We start from the raw sequence: 21,286 nt of genomic DNA, 5'->3' as shown, positions 1-21,286 counted from the left end.
TCCCACAGCTTGCTGGGGGAGGATTTACGCCTTTCCGCACCCCATTGCGTCGGTCTTCTGCCGCTCGATGAAGCGGTGGACCGCCTGGATCACCACCGATCCCTCGCCGACGCCCGAGGCCACGCGCTTGACCGAGCCCGAGCGGACATCGCCGACTGCGAACAGGCCGGGGCGGCTGGTCTCGAACGGTGAGCAGCCGTCGCCGGTCAGGATGAACCCCGCCTCGTCGAGATTGGCGCAGCCCTGCAGCCAGTCCGAACACGGCTGCGCGCCGATCATCACGAACAGCGCGCCCGCCTCGATCCGCGTCTCCTCGCCGCTGCGCCGGTCGCGCCAGGCGAGCCCTTCCAGATGGGTGTCGCCCGACAGCGCACAGACCTCGCTGAACGGGTGCAGCGTGATCGCATCCGATGCCATGATCCGGTCGATCAGATAGCTCGACATGGTCGCGGCCAGCCCTTCGCTGCGCACGAGGATGTGCACATGCGCGGCAAAGCGCGACATATAGACCGCCGCCTGCCCCGCAGAGTTGCCGCCGCCGACCACCACGACCGCCCGGTCGGCGCAGAGCTGGGCCTCCATCGCGGTCGCGGCATAATAGACGCCCGCGCCTTCGAATCGGGCATAGTCGGGCAGGTCGAGCTTGCGATAGCGCGCGCCGGTCGCCGCGACCACCGCGCGCGCCTCGGCCACCGTGCCGTCCTCGAGCTGCAGCCGAAAATGACCGCCGCTGCAATCGAGCCCGGTCGCCGCGCGCGAGACCGCGAGCCGCGCGCCGAATTTCTGCGCCTGCACCTGCGCGCGTCCCGCCAGCGCCTGGCCAGAGATGCCGGTGGGAAAGCCCAGATAATTCTCGATCTTGCTGCTCGTCCCCGCCTGACCGCCGGGTGCGGTCGATTCGACGATCAGCGTGTCGAGCCCTTCGGATGCGGCATAGACCGCCGCCGCCAGCCCCGCCGGCCCTGCGCCCACCACGATCAGGTCGTGCAGCCGCTGCTGGTCGATCGCCACCGCGACGCCGAGCGCATCGGCCAGATCGTGCGTGCTGGGGTTGCGCAGGATCTGCTCTTCGGAAATCACCACCGGCAGGTCGGCATCGCTGAGGCCGAAGCCTTCGAGAAACGCCGCCGCATCGGGATCGGCCGTCGAATCGATCGTGCGGTGCGGATAGCCGTTGCGCGTCAGGAACGCGTTGATCCGCACCGTATCGGCGCTGCGCGCCGGGCCGACCAGCGTCACCGCACCCTGCTGATGCTGCATCAGCGCGACGCGGCGCAGGATGAAGGCGCGCATGATGATCTCGCCGATATCGGGTTCGGCGACGATCAGCCGGCGGAAATCGGGGCGCGGAACCCGGATCACCTCGGTCGGCCCCACCGCGCGTCCGCTGACCAGGATCTTGCGGTCGTTGAACAGGTCGAGCTCGCCGGTGAACTGGCGCGCGCAATGGCGGTGGACGATGCCCTCCTCGCCATGATCGCCATGGTCGATGATCTCGATCTCTCCGGTGTGCACGAGGAAGAAATCGACCCCGCGCTCGCCGCGATGGAAGACATGATCGCCGTCGGCCAGCGTCTCGCGATGCCCGAAACGCGCGATTCGGCCAGCCATGTCCTCGCTCAGCACCGGGAATGTCTGTTCCAGCCGGGCATAGGGATCGCTGCTGTCGACCGGCTGCGCGCCGGGTGCCGAATTGCCCATTTCCTGCGTCCTTTCGCCTGACCTTAGTGCGCCGTAGCGTCAGCTCCGGTACCGCATTGCCAAGCCTATCATGCTATCGCGCCAATGCGTCAGTTTCTTGGCATCGCGGCTTGCATTTGGGTGATGGGGGTGCAGATTAGCGCCCAACAATCCCGTTCAGGACAAGGTGAGGATCATGACCGAAGACGAAGACCTGGAGAGCTTCCGCGCCGAGGTTCGCGCGTTTCTCGATGCCGAGCTGCCGCCCGAAAAGCGCTTCGCCGCAGACGGCTTTGCCAATAGCAGCAAGGAACTGACCGCCTGGTGGCAGGGCGTCAAGGCCAAGCGCGGCTGGGGCGCCCCCGGCTGGCCCAAGCAATATGGCGGCTGCGAATGGTCGCTCGCCAAGAAGCGCATCTTTGCCGATGAATCGACCAAGGCAGGCGCGCCGTCGTACAGCCCGTTCGGCCTGACCATGGTCGGCCCGGTCATCTACACCTTCGGCACCGAAGAGCAGAAGGCCGAGCATCTGCCGCATATCATCAACGGCACCCGTTTCTGGTGCCAGGGCTATTCGGAGCCGGGCGCGGGATCGGACCTTGCCAGCCTGAAGACGCGCGCGGTGCGCGACGGCGACCATTATGTCGTCAACGGCCAGAAGACCTGGACCACGCAGGGCCATTGGGCCGACTGGATCTTCTGCCTGGTGCGCACCAATACCGAGGTGAAGCAGCAGAACGGTATTTCCTTCCTGCTCATCGATATGAACACGCCCGGCATCGAGGTGCGCCCGATCCGCACGATCGACGGAATGCACCATTTGAACGAGGTGTTCTTCACCGATGTGCGCGTGCCGGTGAAGAACCTGGTCGGCAACGAGAATGACGGCTGGACCTATGCCAAGTTCCTGCTCGGCAACGAGCGTGCCGGCATTGCCGGGGTCGCTCGCACCACCGGTGACCTGATCCGCCTGCGCGAATGGGCGAGCTCGGTCGAGCATTTCATCAACCCGCCGATCAACGATCCGGTGATCGCGCAGCGGCTCGATTCGCTCGAGCAGCGGCTCGCCAAGCTGGCCGCACTCGAGGCGCGCGCACTCGAGGCACCGAGCCAGTCGGCCGAGGCGATGCGGCTGGTCGCGCCCTTGAAGCTGCTCGGCACCGAGCTGTCGCAGGACGTGTCCGAACTGGCGCTGGATATAGCGGGACCGGCGGCACTGCCGCGCCCGGCGAACGATCCGGTCCACCCCTATGGCCAGGAAGGCGAGCACGCGATGTCGGTCTTCCTCTTCGGCCGCGCCCAATCGATCTATGGCGGCACCAACGAGGTGCAGAAGAACATTCTCGCCAAGATGATGGCCGCAGGGATCTGAGGACCAGTCCCACCATCCGTTTGTCCCGAGCGCAGTCGAGGGACGTACGCATCAGACCTGGCGCGGATCACCCGATCCGCGCCAGGCGGATATTCAGGATTTCACACCCATGTTCGCACCCAATGATGACCAGCAGCTGCTGATCGACAGCGCCCGCCGCTTCACCCAGAAACATTATGCCGATGACAGGCTCGGCCAGATGGGCGAGAGCCCGCTCAACACCGCGCTCTGGGCCGAGATGGCCGAGGCCGGATGGCTGATGCTGCCTTTTTCCGAAGCCGATGGCGGTCTGCAGGCCGAGGGCCAGTCGGGGCTTGGCGATTGCGTCAGCCTGTTCGAGGTGCTGGGCGAAGGCCTGGTGGTCGAGCCCGTGCTCGCCAGCACCATTCTCGCCGGGGGCCTGATCGCCGCCAGCCCGGAATCGCAGGCCCGCAGCGACCTGATCGAGGGCATCGTCTCGGGCGGCGCGCCGGTCGGCGTGGCGCTGCACGAGCCGCGCGCCCGGCACGACATCTGGTATTGCGAAGCGACCGCCAGCAAGAGCGGCGACGGCTGGACGCTCACCGGCCACAAGTCGTTCGCCCATGGCGCGGCGGCGGCCGAAACGATCATCGTGCTCGCGCGGATCGAGGGCGAGCCGGGCAGCGGTTCGGCGGGCCTTGGCCTGTTCCTCGTCCCCGCCGATGGTGCGGGCGTTACCGTCACCCCCTATCGTCTGCGCGACGACCATTGGGTCGCCGATGTGAAGCTCGACGGCGCAGCACTGGGCGCAGATGCTCTGCTGCTCGGCCCGGGCGCGGCGGCTGAGGCGCTGGAAAAGGTGATCGACAAGGCACGCCTGCTGCTTGCGGCGGAAGGCACCGGCATCATGCGCCGCGTGTGCCTCGCCACCCAGGCCTATACCATGGACCGCAAGCAGTTCGGCGTGCCGCTCGCCTCGTTCCAGGTGCTTCAGCACCGCATGGTCGACATGCAGGTCGCCTTCGATCAGGCGCGCTCGCTGGTCTACGAGGCGGTGACGCACGATGCCGCCGGCGATGCCGAAGCCGCCACCCGCGCCGCGCGCGCCGCCTATCGCGCGGTCAGCGAGGACGGGGTCGAGGTCGGCAAGCAGGCGATCCAGTTGCACGGCGGCATGGGTATGTCCGAGGAACTGCCGCTCGGCCGTGCGCTGCGGCGACTGCTGGCGATCCGCCAGGCGTTCCCGCTATAACGATTTTAAAGCAATCCATGACCGTCACCCCCGCGAACGCGGGGGTCCCGCTCCCGCGCAACGGTTGCAGGACAAGCGGGATTCCCGCGTTCGCGGGAATGACGGGATTGGGAGAAACCTAGAGCGTTTTCACATTGAGCGAAAACGCTCTTGTTTTTGGATGCCGCATTTTCCGAGCCGTTGACCGTAAACGGTCAACTTGAAAATGCTCTAGAGCACGTCGAAATCGATTTGCGCGTGGCGATCAAGCGTGCGCGAATCGTCGGGCATCGGGTATTTGAGACCCGTCGCGCAATTGAACAGCACCACCCGGTCGCCCTTGCCGACAAGCCCGGCGGCGAGCGCATCGTGATAGGCCGCGAGCGTCGCGCCGCCTTCGGGGCAGAGCAGCAACCCCTCCTGCTTAGCCGCCTGCACCACCGCGCACTCGATCGCGTCATCGCCCACCGCCAGCGCCTTGCCGCCGCTTTCGCGCACCGCGCGCAGGATCAGGAAATCGCCGACCGCGCGGGGCACGCGGATGCCGGCCGCGATGGTCTCGGCATTTTCCCAGCGTTCGGCATGTTCCACCCCGTCGTCGAACGCCTTGACGATCGGCGCGCAGCCCGAGGCCTGGACCGCAAACATCTTGGGCCGCTCGGGGCCGATCCAGCCCAGGGCCTCGAGCTCGTCGAACGCCTTCCACATGCCGATCAGCCCGGTGCCGCCGCCGGTGGGATAGAAGATCGCATCGGGCAACTGCCAGCCGAACTGCGCGGCGAGCTCCAGCCCCATCGTCTTCTTGCCCTCGATCCGGTACGGCTCCTTGAGCGTCGAAACATCGTACCAGCGGCCCTGTTTCGCGCCTTCGGCAACGATCGCGCCGCAATCATCGATCAGCCCGTTGACGCGCCATACCCGCGCGCCCTGCAGCGCGATCTCGCGCACGTTGATCTCTGGCGTGTCGTCGGGGCAGAAGACCACCGTCTCGATGCCGCAGCGCGTGGCATAGGCGGCGAGCGCCGCGCCCGCATTGCCGTTGGTCGGCATGGCGATGCGCATCACGCCCAGTGCCTTGGCCATCGATACCGCCATGACCAGCCCGCGCGCCTTGAACGATCCGGTGGGCAACCGCCCCTCGTCCTTGACCAGCACGTTCGCCCCGCCTGCCCGGGGAAGCGGCACCAGCGGCGTCTCGATCTCGCCCAGGCTGACGATGTTACGCGCCGCGCGCACCGGCAGCAGCTCCCGCCAGCGCCACAAATCTGTCTCGCGCCGCTCCAGTTCGTCACGGTCGAGATGCGCGGCGATGGCGGGCAGGTCATAGCGCACCAGCAGCGGCCGCCCGACGCGCGACAGCCCATGCACCTGATCGGCCGCGTAGCGCTCGCCAGTCATCGAGCATTCGAGATGCGTGACGAAGCTTTGCCGTTCGGCCAGGATGTTGCTCAGCAAGGGCATGGTCGTCGCGCTCTCCCCGCCCCCGGTGATCGGCAGGCTTGTCCGCCCCAATTGGGCGTTTCGGCTTTCATTTCAATGTTTTGTTGCTGTGCTCAGCGGAACGGCAGCCGCATCGCCCAGCCAAAGCGCGCAGTCTCCTGCCCGGGATAGTCAACAAGACCGATGCTCATCGCGTCATGCCCGCCGCTCGGCCGCGCGCGATAGGTGCCAAGGAGCCGGTCCCAGATCGAGAGGCAGAAGCCATAATTGCTGTCATGCTCGATCCGCCGGGTGCTGTGGTGCACGCGGTGCATGTCGGGCGTGACAATGACGAGCCGAAGCACGGCGTCGAGCCACAGCGGCAGCGCCAGATTGGCATGGTTGAACATCGGCAGCAGCGCGAGAAGCAGCTCGAACACGATCAAAGCCCAGAGCGGCGCACCGAGCGCGAGCGCGACCCCCATCTTGAACAGCATCGACAACCCGATTTCGAGCGGATGGAAGCGCAAGGCGGTCGACATGTCGAGATCGCGATCGGCATGGTGGACCCGGTGCAGCCGCCAGAGCAGCGGAACGCGGTGCGTCGCCCAGTGCTGCGCCCAGACCGCCAGATCGAGCAGCAGGATGGCGAGCACCCCCTGCGCCCAGCCGGGCAGCCCGGTCATCGGCAGCAGGCCGAAATCGGGCTGCGGCTGATAGCCCGTCACCGCACCGAACAGCGCGATGAAGAGGAGCGCCTGCACGCCGCGCTCGACCGGCATGTTGACCACCACGAAGCCCAGATGCGCGGGCCAGCGCCGCGCCACCGGCAGGCTGCGGCGGCGGCGCGGAAACAGCGCTTCGGCCAGCAGCAGGATCAGCGCCGTGCCGAGCAGCACCGCGCTGATCAGCCAGGGCTGGCCACTGGCGATCATGATGCGGCAGCAGTCTCGGGCACGATCCCCTGCTCTTCCATCGTCGGATAATCGGTATAGCCCTCGGGTGAGCTGCCATACCAGCGCGCGGGATTGTCGGGGGTCAGCGGCGCATTCACCGCCAGGCGAGCGGGAAGGTCCGGATTGGCGAGGAAGGTGCGACCGAAGCTGATAGCATCGGGAATTCCGCCCGCCATCGCGGCGACCGCCTTGTCGTGGTCATAGTCGCTGTTGAGCACCAGCGGGCCGGAGAACACCTTGCGGATATGTGGGCTCACCGGCGGCACGTCGCTCGCGCCGAAAGTGCCGTCCATCGGCGGCTCACGCAGCTCGAGGAACGCGATGCCGATCTTGTCGAGCAGCGCGGCGGCTGCGGTGAAGGTCGCCTCCGGCGTCGCGTCGTTCACCCCCTGCGTCTCGCCATTGGGCGACAGGCGCACCGAGACATGGTCGTGGCTCCACACGCCGACCAGCCGCTCGGCGACCTCGCCCAGCAGGCGGATGCGGTTCTCGATTTCACCGCCATAATCGTCGTCGCGCAGGTTGGACGAGGAGCGCAGGAACTGGTCGATCAGATAGCCATTGGCCGCGTGAATCTGTACGCCGTCGAAACCGGCGCGCCGCGCATTCTCGGTCGCGCGGGCATAATCGTCGAGAATGCGCGGGATTTCGCCGACCCCGAGCGCGCGCGCGGTCTCATAGGGCTTGGTGCCTTCATAAGTATGCGCGTGATAGTCGAACCGCGTCGCAGATGCCGAGACCGGGGGCTTACCGCCATTGAAATCGGGATGCACCAGCCGCCCCATATGCCAAAGCTGGCAGATGATCCGCCCGCCAGCCTGGTGCACGCGCTCGACCACCGGCTTCCAGCCTTCAACCTGCTCGTCGTTCCAGATGCCAGGCGCATAGGGCGTGCCCAGCCCTTCCGGGCTGATCCCCGTGGCTTCGGAGATGATCAGCCCTGCACTGGCGCGCTGCGCATAATATTCGCCCATCAGCGGCACCGGCACGTGCGCACGTGTCGCGCGGCAGCGGGTGAGCGGCGCCATCAGGATGCGGTTGGGGCAGCTGATCGCGCCAAGCTGGACAGGATCGAACAGGGTGGGCATGGGCAGCATCTCTCCTTCGCGCGCCATCGGGAAAAGCCCCGCGACAGCGTTTAACCGAATGGCTAAAGGCCGATGATGACAAAAGCAACCGAGCGGGGCGGGATTCTCGCGATCCTCGCGCTGATCCTCGCCAATGTCGCGCTCGCCACCGGGCCGCTGTTTGTGCGCATGGCCGATACCGGGCCGGTCTCCGCCGGTTTCTGGCGGCTGACGCTGGCGCTGCCGGTGCTGATCGTCATCGCATTGCAGCAGCGCGAGCCACTGGCCGGTTACCGATCGTCGATCTGGTGGCTGCTGGTGTTGAGCGGCATCGCCTTCGCGCTGGATCTCGCCAGCTGGAATTTCGGCATCGAACGCACCAAGCTCGCCAACTCGACGCTGTTCGGCAACATGGGCAGCGTGATGCTGGTCGTCTACGGCTTCATCATCAGCCGCGTCTGGCCGCACCGGGCGGAACTGGGCGCAGTGGCATTCGCGATCCTGGGCGCAGGGTTGCTGATGGGCAGCAGTTACGAGCTCGATGTCCGCAACCTCGTCGGCGATCTTTTCTGCCTGCTCGCGGGCGTGCTCTACGTGATCTATCTGCTCAGCATCCGCCACGTCCGGGGCGAAATGGGCAGCTGGTCGGTGCTGGTCTGGTCGACGATCTTCGGCATCGGCCCGATGCTTGGCATCGCCCTGCTGCTGGGCGAACCGGTCTGGCCGACCGACTGGACGCCCGTCCTGCTGCTCGCCCTGGTGTGCCAGCTCTTCGGCCAGGGGGCGATGGTCTATGCGGTCAGCCATTTCTCTCCGGTGGTGCTGGGCATCGCGCTGCTCAGCCAGCCAGCGATCGCGGCGCTGATCGGCTGGCGGGTGTTCGGCGAGACATTGTCGCTCACCGACACGATCGGGATGGTCCTGATCGGCGTCGCGCTGGTGCTGGTGCGCCTGCCCGAGGCGCGGCGCGCGGCGCGGCTTGCAGCTTCGCCCCCGGCTCCCTAATTGTGATGGCATCCATGGAGGCACCCGCGATGTACCGCCCGACCAAGCTCGATACCCTGCCCGCCGACCCGACGATGGACGAGGTGCGCCAGTTCCTGCCGCCCTTCATCGCTGACGAAGCCGTATTCGATGGCTGGACGCCGACCGCGCGCGATGCCGCCGCCGCTGCACAGGGCGTGGAAGCAGGGCTGGCGACGCTCGCCTTCGACAAGGGCCCGATGGACATGATCGATGCCTGGATTGGCCATATCGACGCGCAGATGATCGAGGCTTTCCCGCCCGAGCGCATCGCCGCGATGAAGATTCGCGAGCGCATCCGCGCGCTCGTCGCCTTCCGCTTCGAGGCGGTGGCGCACCAGCGCGAGGCGCTGCGCCGCGCGACTGCGATCATGGCGCTGCCCGCCAATCTCGCCCGTACCGCGCGCATCTCTTGGCGCACGGCGGACCTGATGTGGCGACTCGCGGGCGATACCGCCACCGATTACAACCACTATACCAAGCGCATGATCCTGTCGGGCGTCTATGGCTCGACGCTCATGGCGTTTCTCGACGACGAAAGCCCCGATTTCGCCGACACCCACGCGTTCCTCGAACGCCGCATCGACAATGTTATGCAGTTCGAAAAGGCCAAGGCGAAATGGACGAACAAGGGCGAGAGCCTGAGCCTGTCGCGCTTTCTGGGCCGGTTGCGTTACCCGGCGCGATAATCTCGCGCATGACGTGCGACGTAATGGCCTTGCGTCGCTGACCGCGGCACCCTGACGGCTCAGCTGCAGGAGATCCGTCGCATGTCCAATACCGATCCGCTCGCCGTCGCCCTCGCCTTTCTGAAGGCGATGGAACCGCTCGACTATGACACCGCGCTGCAAAGGGTCGCGCCGGATTGCGAATATATCAATCCGCCGCCGCTCGGGACAGTGCATGGACCCGATGGCATCCGGGCGGTGCTGCAACCATTTTTCTCGCCGACGCTGGAGAACGAGTTTCGCGTTTTGCGCTCGGCGGTCGATGGCAATGTGGTGATGCTCGAGCGGCTGGACCGGCACCGGCTCGCCGACAAATGGGTCGAGCTGCCGGTGACGGGCGTGTTCGAGATCGAGGACGGACAAATCCGCTACTGGCGCGACTATTTCGATGTCGCGACCATCCTGTCGGAATGGCCGACAGGATAATCCTGCGGCAAGCCCCTCATTTCGGCGCGATGCGCTTCCAGGCTTCGGCGATCTCGGCGAGCATCTGGCGCGCGGACATCAGTACGTCGACCTTGTCGGGGCTCATGGCAGCGTTGATGCGGCGGCTGGCTTCGCGATAGATGCGGGCGAGCGCGAGCGCGAGTTCGCCGCCCTTTTCGAAGTCGAGGCTCTCTTCCAGCGCGATGACGATGGCCGATGCGCGGGCGCGGGCCTGGATCATCGGCACCGCCTCGCCGCGCTGGGCATGACGGATCGCCGCATCGAGCCGCAGCAGCAGCTCGTCAAACAGGATGACGACCAGCTGGTGCGGGCTGGCGCCCTCGACACGGCTGACCGTATCGACGGCCTGATAGCTGCCCATGTGGCGACGCGGAGAGATGAAGCTCATGCGGTTTTCCTTGTCATTCTATGTGTTTTGGTTGTCTCAGTTGTCGCCGCTATTGGTCCAGACGGACACCTGCTGCTCGATATAGCTCTGGGTAGAGCGCAGCACGGTGAGCTGGCGGTCCATGGCGGCGAAGGTCTTTTCGAGCTGCTCGCGATACTTGTCGCTGTCCTCCTCGACCTTCTCCATCATCTTGGTGAGGTCGGAGGCGATCTTGTTCAGGCGGTTCTGCGCGCCGGTCAGCGAGCCGTTGGGTGCCTTGAGCGCGGTCTTCACGTCCTCGAACGCCTTGGCGAGGCCAGGATTGCCTGCGGTCGGCGTCGCAGGTTCGAGCATCCGGGCAATGCCTTCGGGGTCGGCAGCGAGGGCGCGGTCGAACTTGACCGAATCCAGCGTCAGCGTGCCGTCGCGGTTGGTCCTGACGCCGATATCGGCGAGCGAGCGATAGGTGCCGGTGTCGGTAAGCTGCGTGGTGGTCAGCGAGGCCATCGAGCGCATCATGTCGCGCGCGGCGCGTTCGCCGGCCAACGGACCGCCGCTCGCGCCATCGAGACCCGGCGCCGTCGCCGAATTCAGCGCGCCGCGCAAATCGTTATAGGCCTTCACGAATTCGTTGACGATATCCTTGACCGACGAGGTCGGCTGGTCGCCGCTGATCACGACATTGGTGCCGGGCGCCGCCGCGAGCAGGTTGATGCGCACGCCGGGAACGGCGGTGTCGATCTGGTTGCTGGCGTTGGTCAGCTCGATGCCGTTGACGTTGATGATGCTGTCGCGCGCCGTGGTGACCGAGTTCATGCCCGCGCCGCCGGCCGGGGGAAAGGCAAAGGCATCGAGCGTTGCCGCGCCGCCCGATCCGGTGACGGTGAAGCTGTTGGCAGCGCCTTCCCTGCCGCGCATCACCAGCCGCGAACCGCTGTTGTCGGTGACGATGCTGGCGGTGACACCGCTGTTGGTCGCGTTGATCGCGTCGCGCAGGCCACCGAGCGAATTGTTGGTCGAATCGATGGTGACGTTGAAGCTGCCTGCCGAGGTCGTGATGGTCAGCGATCCTTCGCCGACCGTCGAGCTGGTGCTGGCAAAGCTGCTGGCCGAAACCATGCTCTGCGCGGCGGCGAGCTGGCTGACCTGCACCGTGGCGGGCAGGCCCTGCGGCTTCTGCCCGGGGATGAAGCTGGCGGCGACCAGATCGCCGCGCGTCGAAACGAGATTGCCGGTCAGCTGGCGGCCGTTGAGCACTTCACCCAGCGCCTTGGAAAAGGTCTCGAGCGCCGATGAGGCCGAAGCGAGCGCGGAAATGCGCGCCTGGTTCAGGTTCTGCCGGTTGCGGACATCCGACTGTTTCGGCTCCAGCTGGGCCGTGACGAGATCGTTGACCAGCTGGGCGCTGTTGACACCGGTAAAGCCGGTAATGACGTTGGAAATTCCGCTATTCGTGACCATCACCAGTTCCTTCTGAAAGGATTAACGGCGAGGTGCGGGCGGGCTTAAGGCCTTTTCCGACTCATTTCTGCGGCTTGCCGTCCATGTCGAAACGCAGGTCGCTGGGCACGTCGAGTTCGGGCTGGCCGAAGCCCACATCCATCTTCTCGTTGATGCGGAAAACGAAAGCGAGCAGCGTCGCGGCGGCCAGATACAGCCGCTCGTCGATGATCTGGCCGGGCTTGGACGTGAAGTAGATCGCACGGGTAAGCTCCGGATAGCGCAGGATCGTGAGGCCGCGCTCCATCGCCAGTTCGCGCATGGCCTGGGCGATCGCCCCGCGCCCGCGCGCCAACACCACCGGGGCGGGGTCGCGCTCGCGGTCATAGCGCAGCGCGATCGCGAAATGCGTCGGGTTGACCAGCAGAACGGTCGCATCCTCGACCGCCTTGCGGGTCGATCCGTTGAGCACCTCGTACTGCCTCTGGCGCACCGCCTGCTTGAGCTCGGGCGAGCCTTCGACCTCCTTGTGCTCGTCCTTGACCTCCTGCTTGGTCATCATCAGCTTCTGGTTGCGCTGGAACCATTGCGCGGGAACGTCGATCAGCGCGATCAGGCCGAGTGCGCCCGCCATCGCCATCAGGGTCATCGAGAACAGGTCGCCGAACGCGGCTATCCCCTGGCGCACGTCGCCATGGCCCAGCTGCGCCATTTGCGGCAGCATCGACATGACCATCACCACGCCGATCGTGCCCATCAGCGCCACCTTGGCGATCGACTTGACCAGCTCGATCAGTCCGTGCGTGCCGAACATGCGCTTGAGGCCCGACATCGGGTTCATCTTCGATGCCTTGGGCTGAATGGCGCTCCAGCGAAAGCCGAGCGAGCCCAGCGCAGCAGGCGTCGCGATACAGGCGACCAGCAGGAACGCGAACAGCCCGCCAAACGGCAGGGCGAGCGGGACGAGCAGGCTCAGCGTGCGCTGGCCGACATTGAAATCGGTCGCCTGATAGATATCGAACACCAGGGCGGCGCGCAGCATTCCGGCGATCGATCCGACCATCATCTCTCCGAACAGCACGAAGGCCATCGTGCCGCCGATGATGACCATCGCGGTGCCAAGCTCCTTGGACTGGAGGACATCACCCTTTTCCCGCGACTCCCTGAGCCGCTTCTCTGTCGGGAGTTCGGTTTTTTCGCCGCCACCGGATGGGCCGTCTGCCATTGCGTCAGCCCTCCCCTGCCATGACTTCGGACTGTTCCAGCCCGGTTTCCATTGCGCGCATCACGCCATCGGCGAGCACCGGCGCCGCGATCGCGAGCAGCACGATGCCGGCCAGCACCGCCACGGGGATGCCGACCGAAAAGAGGTTGAGCTGCGGCGCCGAGCGCGCGAGCATCGCCATGACCAGCTGGACGATGATCAGCGCCGCACCCACCGGCAGCGCGATCACCAGCCCCATCGAGAACAGCATCGCGCCGAACTCGACCAGGTCCATGATCAGCCGGGGCGAGAGCATCGCATCGCCCGGCGGCAGCGCCTCATAGCTGCGCACGATGATCGCGATCAGCATCAGATGCCCGTCGATCGCGAGCAGCAGCAGCACCGCGATGATCGACAGGAAGCTGCCGATCACGGGGCTCGACTGGCCGCTCTGCGGATCGGCCATCGAGGCAAAGCCCAGGCCCATCGCGTTGCTGATCAGCTCGCCCGCGACGAAGGCGGCGGAATAACCGATCTGCAGCGCAAAGCCGATGGCGACGCCGCAGACGATCTCGCCGATGATGAACAGGAAGCCCGTATAGCTCACCAGCGTCGTGTCGGGCAGGTTGATGGTGGCGCTGTTGGTCGCGGCGATGCCGATCATCGCCGACAGGATGATGCGCACCTGGAGCGGAACCGAGGTCGCACCGAAAACGGGGGCTGCCATCAACGCCGCGCCGGGCCGGATCATCGCCATGATCCAGATCCACAATTGCGCTTCGACGCCGGCAAAGCCCGGTGCGATCACAGCAGCAGATCCGGAATGCGGCTGTACATCTCGACGGTGAAATCGGCGATCAGGTACAGGATCGACCCGCCGAACAGCGCGAGGATGACGCCGAGCACCACGAGCTTGGGCACGAAGCTCAAGGTCGCCTCGTTGATCGAGGTTGCCGCCTGGACCATGCCGAGCAGCACGCCCACGAGCAGCGCGGGGATCAGCAGCGGGGCCGAGGCCAGGGCCGTGATCCACAGCGTCTGCTGCGCCAGGCCAATGAAATAGTCGGTCTGTTCCATGTCCGTTTCCGTCCTGGCGTCAGTTCACGAACGATCCGGCGAGCGAGCCCATGGTGAGCGCCCAGCCATCGACGAGCACGAACAGCAGCAGCTTGAACGGCATCGAGATGATCGTGGGCGACAGCATCATCATGCCCAGCGCCATCAGCGTCGAGGCGACGACCAGGTCGATCACCAGGAACGGCAGGAAGATCATGAAGCCGATCTGGAACGCGGTCTTGAGCTCGCTGGTGACGAACGCCGGCAGCAGGATCGAGAAGGGAATGTCTTTCGGCGCGGCGACCGGCTTGGCCTTGGCCATGTCCATGAACAGCTTGAGGTCGGTCTGACGCGTCTGCTTGATCATGAACTTGTGGAATTCCTCGCCCGAGATCTGGATCGCGGTTTCCAGCTCGATCGTGTCGGCGGCATAGGGTGCGACCGCCCGATCGTTGATCTGGGTAAAGGTGGGGGCCATCACGAACATCGACAGGAACAGCGCCAGGCCGATCAGCACCTGGTTGGGCGGCGTCTGCTGCAGGCCCAGCGCCTGGCGCAGGATCGACAGCACGATGATGATGCGCGTGAAGCTGGTCATCATCAGCACCATCGACGGCAGGATGGTGAGCAGACCCATGACGACCAGGATCTGCAGGCTGAGCGTGAGCGGCTTGCCATTGCCCGCGACATCATCGAGCGCCTGGCTGAGCGCCTCGGACGCACCGGGGGTGCCGGTGGCCGAGCCGGTGGCGCGTTCGGCGGGCGGCGGGGTTGCCGTGGTGGTGGCGTTCGCAGCCGGTGCGGCGGGCGCGGCCTGGCCAGTCACGGCAGCGGTGGGGGTTGCTGGCGCGGGGGCCTGTTGGGCCATGGCAGGGGTGGCCAGGAGCATCGCCAGCGCCGCAATGACGATGGCGAGGAAACGGCCAGGAGATCTTGCCACGATCATGCGCCGCGCTCCCGCAGGGCGGCCAGCAGATCGCGATTATGTCCGGCCAGCGCCGCCGGGGGGAGGTTAGCGCTGGCCGGACCGGTTCCGGCATCCGCGCTGGCGATCGTGTCGATCCGCGCGCGCGTTACCGAAAGCAGGATTTTCTGTCCGGCAAACTCGACCACGGCGAGCTTGCCCGAAACGCCCATGCTGACCGTCTCGGTGACCTTGAGCTCGCGCTGCGGGCCGGCCATGTCGAGCCGGGCCATCATGCCGGGCTGGTATTTGCGGTAGAGCCAGAGGCTGCCATAGATCATGCCGCCCATCACCGGCAGCATGATCAGCAGTTTGATGATGTAATAGGTCATTCCGGTCCGCTTCCAATTCCCTGTGCCGTGCCGCCGGATGATCCGGCGCGGGCGACGGGGACTGGAGCAGTCCGGTCAGATGCGCCGTTCGACCCGTGCGTGGCCGACGCTCTTCGACACCACCTCGGCCACCCGGATTCCGAACCGGCCATCGATGGTCACGACTTCCCCTCTTGCAACCAGCGTGCCATTTACGTTGATGTCGAGCAGGTCATTGGCCTGGCGGTCGAGCTCGACCACCGATCCTTCGCAAAGCTCCATGATTTCGGCGAGGCGCAGCGACGCGCTGCCGACCTCTACCGACAGGCGCACGGGGATGTCAGCGAGAAAGCGGTAATGATTTGCCGCCTCGTGCAATCCGTTGCCGCCCATGTCGAAAGGCTCTGCCGGTGCGCCCAGCATCGGTGCTTCGGTCATGTCGCTCATGGGGCTTATCCTCTTTCTATGGTTTCGATGCGGAACGCGGCCAGGCCGTTCTGTTCACCCAGGCTGCCGCGTGCGAAAATGCGGTCGCCGATGATCAGCGGCAGGTTGCGCGCCGGTGGAATGGGAATGATGTCGCCGGGCTTGAGTTCGGCAAGCTGCGGCAGGGTGAGCACGGGGCGTGCCAGCACCGAGCGCACGGGCAGCGTGACATGCGCCAGCGCCTGGCTCATCTGGTCGCGCCAGGCCGGATCGGGCATCTGGTCGTCGGCAATCCCGGCGGGCGTCAGGCACTGTTCGGCCGCCTGCAGCCCGTCGAGCGGATAGACCAGCTCAAGCTCGTAGCGGATATTATCGGGCAGCGTGATGCGGAAGCGCTGCACCACCATGCGCGCCAGCGGCGCGGCGATGCGCGCGCCGTCGACCGTGGTCGAATGGCCTGCGGCATGGCAGGCGAAATTGCCGACCTCGTTCCATGATGCGCCCAGCCGCTCGCCGATCACGCGCGCGATGCGGCCGATCAGGCGGATGTCGGTCTGGGTGAATTCCTTCTTGGGCGACGCCATCTCGCGCGGTGCGCCGCCGAAGAACGCGTCGAGCATCGCCGAAACGAACACCGGCTCCATCTTGAGCAGCACGCGGCCCTGCATCGGCGCGAGCTGGAACTGGCTGATGCTGACCAGCTCGGCCTGGCGGTCGCACCAGACATCGAACTGGGTGAATTCGGCATCGGGCGCATCGACGCGCAGCTTGACCCCGGCAATCGGCTCGAGCGCATGGCGCAGGCCCGCGCAGAGCGATCGCGCAACGCGGCGCAGCACCGGCACGACCGTCTTCTGGTCGGCATCGGCCTTGGCAAAGCTGTGCTCGGCCAGGCGGCGCTCGGCCGGACCTGTGGCCATGCCCTCTGCACCATCAAGAAGTTCGCTGCTGCTCATCGGATCAAAGGCCTTGGCTTACTGGACCACGAAGCTGGTGAAATAGACGTCCTCGACGCCGGCAAATCCGGTCTTGTCGACCAGCACGTCATTGATCACCTTCTTGAGCTGGCCCTTGAGCTGCTCCTTGCCCTCGATCGTCTCGAGCTGGATCGGGTCGAAATCGCTGATCGCCATCAGGATCGCCGATCGGATCGCGATATTGTGCTCGGTCAACGCGGCGGGAACCTTCTCGTCGAAATAGGTCGAGACCGCGAGCGACATCTGGGCAAAGCCGCCGCCGCCGCGCAGATTGGCGGTGAACGGCTCCTCGATGGGCAGATAGGTGACCTTGAACTTGGCATCGAGATGGCTGCCCGAGGCGACCTGCTTCAGCCCGGCCGCCTTGGCAGACACGGTCGTGCCGTCCTTCAGCACCACCTTGGGCGCATTGGGGTCTTCATGCTCGCCGCCGCCGATCATTCCGGCAGCGAAAAAGCCTGCAGCCGCGCCGCCACCGCCGAGCACCAGCACGGCGACAAGCGGAATGAGCAGCTTCTTGGCCATGCCGCCCTTCTTTTTCGGTTCCTTTTCGGTTTCAGCCATTTCTCGGTTCCCTCAAGAGAATTTCATGCATTCAAAAAATCAGGCGTAGCGGACGTTTCCGCGCGGGCGGCGCGGTGCCGGATTGGCGTCGGACGTCTGTTCGGCGGATGGCTGGCGCTGTGCGGCGTCGCGGGCAGAGGCGCTTTCAGCGCCCGACTGGCCGCGCTGCTGTTGCTGCTGCGCCGATCCGTTCTGCGTACCCGGCGATTGCTCGCGCAGTTCGACGGTCACTTCGGTGTTGCGCTGGCCGTTGCTGCGCAGGTCCTGTTCGAGCCGGTGCTGCGAGCTGACCAGCGTGTCGCGGACCGCGTCATGCTCGGTGACGATGCGCACCTGGTCGCGCTCGGGTCCGGCGAGCATCTCGATATCGATACGGCCGAGATGCTCGGGCATGACCTGAATCTTCACCATCTGCCCGCCATCGACCAGCTTCGCGATCTGGCTTTCGATCCCGACGACAAAGCCCGCATCAAAGGCGAGATTGTGCACCGGAAGCTGCGTCTGCGCGGCGGCCTGCGGCGCGGCAGCGCCGGTCACTGGCTGGGTCTGTGCGTTGACCGCGTTGAGCGCCGCGGCCCAGGCAGGGGGCACGGCTTCGCTCACGATCGGTGCGGCGGGCTCGGCCGCCAGGCTGGAGACGGCGGATTCGATGGACGCTTCGGTACGCTCCATGATAGCGGAGCGCAGATCGGCGGAGCGCGGCGCCTGTACGGCCGTGTCGAGCGTGCGGCGCACAGGCGCGCTGGCCTGCGGACGCGGCGCCTGCGGCTGAGCCGGGGCGGCCATGGCCATCGGCGCGGCCTGCGCGACACGCGAGGCATCGGGCGCGGTCGCCGTCGGTACGGTCACTTGCGGTGCGGTCGCCTGCTGGCGCGATTCGATAGGCGCAGCGGCATTCGGCAGCGGACGCGCGGTTGCTGGCGTGCTGGCCGCCAGAGGCTGGGTTGCAGCGGCGGGGGCGCTGTCACCAGCAGCAAGTGTCTCGCCGACCATCTGGCTGGCTTCGACAACGGGCTGCGCTGCAGCGGCCTCAACCGGTGCCTGCGCCATGACCGGCTGCGCTGCGGACTGTGTCTCGAGCGACTGCGGTGCGATCGGAGCGGGGGCGGCCTCTGTCCGGGCCACCGATGGGCGAACGGGTGCACGATCGGCGACGGCGCGCTTGGTCGCGGCCGGAGCAGTTGCGGCCAGGGGCGCAGGCTCGCTTGCCACGGGGGCGGTCTGGGCAACGGTCGCCGGACCTGCGGTGACGATCGGCGCATCGGATCCATTGGACTGAACCGGCTCGACCGTTTCGCGCATGATCCTCGTCTTGCGCACATGCGGCGCTTCGGACGTCACTTCAGGCTGTGCAGCCGCAGGCGCTGCCAGGCTCGGCTGAGCCTTGTCGGCGGCCGGGACGACGAGCGTGGGCGCGACCAGGCCTGCAGCCGATTGCGGCTGAGCAGCAACAGCCTGGGGCGTGATGATCGTGGGCCGGTCATTATCGGCGGTCTGCCGCGGCGTTGCCGCGACCTGCGGTGCGGCTGCGTGGCGCGGCGCTTCGAGTGAAGCATCCGCGGCGATGCCGGTCGTCTCCAGATCGGTCACCGGCGCTTCGCGGCGCGGCGCCACCGGTGCGACAGCGATGACCGGAGCCTGCAACGGCAAGGTTTCGCCGGCGACGGACGTGTCGGCGCGCTCAACCGGCTCGCGGAGATGTGCTGCGACAGGGCTGGCGGGTGCAGCAACAGCCGCCTCGGTTTCGGCGTCGGCCTCGATCTGTGCCCGGATCGGCATCGGGGCATCAGCGCGGATCAGATTCCTGAGATGCGGCACATCCGATGCGTGCGGCAGCGGCTGAACCGTCAGCGCCGGTTGCGCCTTGGCCTGTTCGGGCAGGGCTGCAGCGTCGGCATCTTCCGGCGGCAGTGTTACGGTCGGCGCCGTGCGCGGCATATCGTACGCGCGCGGGGCCTGGGTGATGGTGGCAGCACCGCTCAGCGCCGCCTCGATCAGCTGCGAGGTGCTCGCCTCTTCGGGAAGCGCGACGACGACCGGCGCCTGGAGCGCGACGGCCAACTTGGCTGGCTGGGGCAGCACCGGCTGAGCAGGCTCGGCGGACGGCGCTGCTGCCGGTGCGGGTTCGCCCAGATCGGCGAGCGTTGCGGCAAAGGCACCCTCGCCCGCCCCCTGCGCGACCGCGACAGGCGCGATCATGCCCGGAACGGCAGCATCCGTTCCGGTCATCAGCGCCAGCTGGCTGGCAAAGGGGTTGGCGTCGAGGTTCATGCCCGGTTTGACAGCAGGAAGCGTGCCAATTGAAAGCGAAAGCAGCGACGACCCTGAAAGGGCCTGCATCATGTCCTGGCTCATTCCTCTGCCTCCTTGGGATATTTTCTCTTGAGCGGCAGGCGCGCGGCCTTGCGCTCGGCGGTCTCGTCCGCCGCCGCGATGGCCCTGCCCAGCAGCTTGGATGTGGTTTCACGGTCGATATAGGCGGCAGTGCGTTGCCGCTCTGCCTGGGCAAGCGCTTGCCGCGCCCGCCCCAATGCCACGTTGATCTCGCCATCGGCGCGGATCAGCCGCTGCGCGAGCTCGAGCTGCGCGTGCAGCGCCGCACCGTTCTGGCAATGCCCGGCATCGAACGCATTGTCGCGCAAGCGCTTCAGGCGCTCGGCATTGTTCAGCAGCACCGCCTCGTTGCGCTGCGCCGTGGCCGCCGCACCGATGGCGAGCTTGACCTGCGCCTCGCGCACCGCATGCACGCGCTTCCAGGATTTGGGCTTCAGGCTCATGTGCCGAAGCTCTGCAGCAGTTCAGCGACGCTTTCGTCGAGATCGATCCGGTCGTGCGGTCCCTGGCGGATGAACGCCAGCAGATCGGGGCGGCGCGCCACCGCCTCGTCGACATTGGCGTCCGATCCCTCGCGATACGCGCCCATCAGCAGCAGATCGCGATTTTCCTCATAGGCAGACCAGATGCGGCGGAAATTCGCCATCGCGCGGCGATGCTCGTCGGTGATGATGTCGGTTGCGACGCGGCTCAGCGACTTGCCGATATCGATCGCGGGGAAGATGCCCTGCTCGGCCATCGAGCGCGACAGGATGATGTGCCCGTCAACGATCGCGCGTGCGCCATCAACCACCGGGTCGTCGAGATCGTCGCCATCGGCGAGCACGGTATAGAGCGCGGTGATCGATCCGCCGCTTTCCTTGTCATTGCCCGCGCGCTCGACCAGCTTGGGGATCAGCGCGAGTGCGGAAGGCGGATAGCCCTTCATCGTCGGCGGCTCGCCCAGCGCCAGGCCGATCTCGCGCTGCGCATGTGCGACGCGGGTGAGGCTGTCGATGATGAGCAGGACCTTCTTGCCCTGTTTGCGGAAATATTCGGCGATCGCGGTCGCGCGGAAGGCGGCGCGCAGGCGCAGGATCGGGCTGTGGTCCGCTGGGACCGCGACGGTGACCGTGCGCGACTTCATCGGTCCGGACATCTTGGTCTCGACGAAATCGCTGACTTCGCGGCCGCGCTCGCCGATCAGCCCGACGACGATCACGTCCGCCTCGGCAAAGCCGATGATCTGGCCGATGAGAACCGATTTGCCGACGCCCGAACCGGCCGCCACCGCAATGCGCTGGCCATGGCCTGCGGTCAGCAGCGCGTTGATCGCGCGCACGCCAAGGTCGATGGTCTTGGTGACGCGCCCGCGGTTGAGCACATTCTCGCGCTTGCCCGCAAGCGGCCAGCGGTCATGCGCGATGATCGGCCCCAGCCCATCGAGCGGCTCGCCCATCGGGCCGATGATCCGGCCGAGCAGCGCATCGCCGACCACGGCCATGTTCGCCTGGGCATCGGGCTCGACGCGCGCGCCGCTGCGCAGCGCGGCATCGCTTTCCAGCGGCACCATCATCGCGCGCGAACCGCGGAAACCCGCGATCTCGGCGCGGATGCGGCGGCCATCGGCGGCGCGCACCGATCCGCCATAGCCGATCGGATAGTCGAAGCCGGTGACTTCGAGCATGCCGCCTTCATGCGCGACCAGTCGGCCGACGCGGCGCGGGCCTGCCTCGAGCGCGGCGATCTTGTCGGTGAACTGGCGCACCGCCTCTTCCTG

22 protein-coding genes are annotated in these 21,286 nt (G+C 66.4%); 5 read left to right on the top strand and 17 right to left on the bottom strand.

Annotated features, from left to right (window positions below; translation table 11 throughout):
- Positions 1-24: 24 nt before the first annotated feature.
- Positions 25-1,701, bottom strand: coding sequence for an FAD-dependent oxidoreductase (locus OPU69_RS04210; RefSeq protein ID WP_498509451.1), 1,677 nt, complete (start codon positions 1,699-1,701; stop codon positions 25-27).
- 175 nt (positions 1,702-1,876) lie between these two features.
- Between OPU69_RS04210 and OPU69_RS04205 the strand changes: the two genes are divergently transcribed.
- Positions 1,877-3,052 (top strand): acyl-CoA dehydrogenase family protein, encoded by a 1,176-nt coding sequence (locus OPU69_RS04205; protein WP_060979458.1) that lies wholly within the window; start codon positions 1,877-1,879, stop codon positions 3,050-3,052.
- 109 nt (positions 3,053-3,161) lie between these two features.
- On the top strand, positions 3,162-4,265 hold the full coding sequence (locus OPU69_RS04200) for an acyl-CoA dehydrogenase family protein (protein ID WP_498509450.1): 1,104 nt from the start codon (positions 3,162-3,164) through the stop codon (positions 4,263-4,265).
- Between the two features lie 210 nt (positions 4,266-4,475).
- On the opposite strand, the gene OPU69_RS04195 is transcribed toward OPU69_RS04200, so the two are convergent.
- The 3 genes from OPU69_RS04195 to OPU69_RS04185 all read right to left on the bottom strand — a co-directional run bounded on the left by OPU69_RS04195 (position 4,476) and on the right by OPU69_RS04185 (position 7,707).
- The gene (locus tag OPU69_RS04195) at positions 4,476-5,705 is read right to left on the bottom strand and encodes a threonine synthase (RefSeq protein WP_498509449.1); all 1,230 of its coding nucleotides are present in this window, start codon (positions 5,703-5,705) and stop codon (positions 4,476-4,478) included.
- A 92-nt stretch (positions 5,706-5,797) separates the two neighbouring features.
- Positions 5,798-6,598: a sterol desaturase family protein gene (locus tag OPU69_RS04190; RefSeq protein ID WP_498509448.1), complete on the bottom strand. Its 801-nt coding sequence runs from the start codon at positions 6,596-6,598 to the stop codon at positions 5,798-5,800.
- Entirely contained in the window at positions 6,595-7,707 is a 1,113-nt protein-coding gene (locus OPU69_RS04185) for an alkene reductase (RefSeq protein WP_060979468.1), read from the bottom strand. Before OPU69_RS04185 ends, OPU69_RS04190 begins: the two co-directional genes overlap by 4 nt.
- 72 nt (positions 7,708-7,779) lie before the next feature.
- On the opposite strand from OPU69_RS04185, the gene OPU69_RS04180 reads away from it, so the two are divergent.
- From OPU69_RS04180 to OPU69_RS04170, 3 genes are all read left to right on the top strand, one after another.
- Positions 7,780-8,691: a DMT family transporter gene (locus tag OPU69_RS04180; protein WP_498509447.1), complete on the top strand. Its 912-nt coding sequence runs from the start codon at positions 7,780-7,782 to the stop codon at positions 8,689-8,691.
- Positions 8,692-8,705: 14 nt separating this feature from the next.
- A complete protein-coding gene (locus OPU69_RS04175) occupies positions 8,706-9,398 on the top strand; it encodes a COQ9 family protein (protein ID WP_208598024.1) in 693 nt (230 codons plus the stop codon).
- Between the two features lie 81 nt (positions 9,399-9,479).
- The gene (locus tag OPU69_RS04170) at positions 9,480-9,863 is read left to right on the top strand and encodes a limonene-1,2-epoxide hydrolase family protein (RefSeq protein ID WP_498509446.1); all 384 of its coding nucleotides are present in this window, start codon (positions 9,480-9,482) and stop codon (positions 9,861-9,863) included.
- Positions 9,864-9,879: 16 nt separating this feature from the next.
- On the opposite strand, the gene OPU69_RS04165 is transcribed toward OPU69_RS04170, so the two are convergent.
- From OPU69_RS04165 to OPU69_RS04105, 13 genes are all read right to left on the bottom strand, one after another.
- Positions 9,880-10,272 carry a flagellar export chaperone FliS gene (locus OPU69_RS04165; RefSeq protein ID WP_060979453.1) on the bottom strand — a complete coding sequence of 131 codons (393 nt, stop codon included), beginning with the start codon at positions 10,270-10,272 and terminating at the stop codon, positions 9,880-9,882.
- Positions 10,273-10,308: 36 nt separating this feature from the next.
- A complete protein-coding gene (gene fliD, locus OPU69_RS04160) occupies positions 10,309-11,712 on the bottom strand; it encodes a flagellar filament capping protein FliD (RefSeq protein ID WP_498509445.1) in 1,404 nt (467 codons plus the stop codon).
- A gap of 61 nt (positions 11,713-11,773) precedes the next feature.
- Positions 11,774-12,916: an EscU/YscU/HrcU family type III secretion system export apparatus switch protein gene (locus tag OPU69_RS04155; RefSeq protein WP_498509444.1), complete on the bottom strand. Its 1,143-nt coding sequence runs from the start codon at positions 12,914-12,916 to the stop codon at positions 11,774-11,776.
- 4 nt (positions 12,917-12,920) lie between these two features.
- Entirely contained in the window at positions 12,921-13,703 is a 783-nt protein-coding gene (gene fliR, locus OPU69_RS04150; RefSeq protein WP_498509443.1) for a flagellar biosynthetic protein FliR, read from the bottom strand.
- Positions 13,700-13,972 carry a flagellar biosynthetic protein FliQ gene (locus tag OPU69_RS04145; RefSeq protein WP_060979449.1) on the bottom strand — a complete coding sequence of 91 codons (273 nt, stop codon included), beginning with the start codon at positions 13,970-13,972 and terminating at the stop codon, positions 13,700-13,702. Before OPU69_RS04145 ends, fliR begins: the two co-directional genes overlap by 4 nt.
- 19 nt (positions 13,973-13,991) lie before the next feature.
- Positions 13,992-14,897: a flagellar type III secretion system pore protein FliP gene (fliP, locus tag OPU69_RS04140; protein ID WP_498509442.1), complete on the bottom strand. Its 906-nt coding sequence runs from the start codon at positions 14,895-14,897 to the stop codon at positions 13,992-13,994.
- Positions 14,894-15,247: a flagellar biosynthetic protein FliO gene (locus OPU69_RS04135; RefSeq protein WP_067512944.1), complete on the bottom strand. Its 354-nt coding sequence runs from the start codon at positions 15,245-15,247 to the stop codon at positions 14,894-14,896. The genes fliP and OPU69_RS04135 overlap by 4 nt, the downstream gene beginning before the upstream one ends.
- A gap of 75 nt (positions 15,248-15,322) precedes the next feature.
- Positions 15,323-15,673 carry a flagellar motor switch protein FliN gene (gene fliN / locus OPU69_RS04130; protein ID WP_498509441.1) on the bottom strand — a complete coding sequence of 117 codons (351 nt, stop codon included), beginning with the start codon at positions 15,671-15,673 and terminating at the stop codon, positions 15,323-15,325.
- A gap of 5 nt (positions 15,674-15,678) precedes the next feature.
- Positions 15,679-16,608 (bottom strand): FliM/FliN family flagellar motor switch protein, encoded by a 930-nt coding sequence (locus tag OPU69_RS04125; RefSeq protein WP_060979446.1) that lies wholly within the window; start codon positions 16,606-16,608, stop codon positions 15,679-15,681.
- An 18-nt stretch (positions 16,609-16,626) separates the two neighbouring features.
- Entirely contained in the window at positions 16,627-17,193 is a 567-nt protein-coding gene (locus tag OPU69_RS04120) for a flagellar basal body-associated FliL family protein (protein ID WP_498509440.1), read from the bottom strand.
- Between the two features lie 39 nt (positions 17,194-17,232).
- Positions 17,233-19,548, bottom strand: coding sequence for a flagellar hook-length control protein FliK (locus tag OPU69_RS04115; protein WP_498509439.1), 2,316 nt, complete (start codon positions 19,546-19,548; stop codon positions 17,233-17,235).
- The gene (locus OPU69_RS04110; RefSeq protein ID WP_060979444.1) at positions 19,545-19,970 is read right to left on the bottom strand and encodes a hypothetical protein; all 426 of its coding nucleotides are present in this window, start codon (positions 19,968-19,970) and stop codon (positions 19,545-19,547) included. Before OPU69_RS04110 ends, OPU69_RS04115 begins: the two co-directional genes overlap by 4 nt.
- On the bottom strand, positions 19,967-21,274 hold the full coding sequence (locus tag OPU69_RS04105) for a FliI/YscN family ATPase (RefSeq protein ID WP_498509587.1): 1,308 nt from the start codon (positions 21,272-21,274) through the stop codon (positions 19,967-19,969). Before OPU69_RS04105 ends, OPU69_RS04110 begins: the two co-directional genes overlap by 4 nt.
- Positions 21,275-21,286 lie beyond the last annotated feature (12 nt).

This window comes from Blastomonas sp. 34TW (assembly GCF_059803595.1).
Note: the sequence above shows the minus strand (reverse complement) of the source record. Positions and strands in the feature narration are given on the sequence as shown.